A 353-nucleotide genomic window follows, 5' to 3' on the forward strand; every position below is an offset into this window, starting at 1 on the left:
ATGAATTAAGGCATAAATATTCGGTGAAGGTACTCGTGGAGCTAGCTGGTATTCCACGGAGTACGTATTATGATTTAGTAAAGAAAATGAATCGTCCAGATGTAGATGTCGATTTGAAAGCAGAGATTAAAGCGATTTATGAAGAAAATGAAGGTCGTTATGGTTACCGTCGCATTCGTGATGAATTAACGAATCGTGGTCAGAAAGTGAATCACAAGAAGGTTCAGCGCATTATGAAAGAGCTTGGATTAAAGTGTGTTGTGCGTATGAAGAAATATAAATCCTATAAAGGAAAAGTCGGTAGAATTGCCCCTAATATTTTAGAGCGTAATTTTCATACTGATGCACCGAAT

Annotated in this window: 1 protein-coding gene; it reads left to right on the forward strand. The window is 37.1% G+C overall.

Annotated elements, in window-relative coordinates; translation table 11 throughout:
* A partial coding sequence (locus tag MR115_RS29695) for an IS3 family transposase (RefSeq protein WP_242243863.1) occupies positions 1-353 on the forward strand: 353 nt, incomplete at both ends.

The sequence above is a fragment of the Bacillus cereus group sp. BfR-BA-01309 genome, assembly GCF_022664315.1.
GTDB classification, from domain to species: Bacteria; Bacillota; Bacilli; order Bacillales; family Bacillaceae_G; genus Bacillus_A; species Bacillus_A mobilis.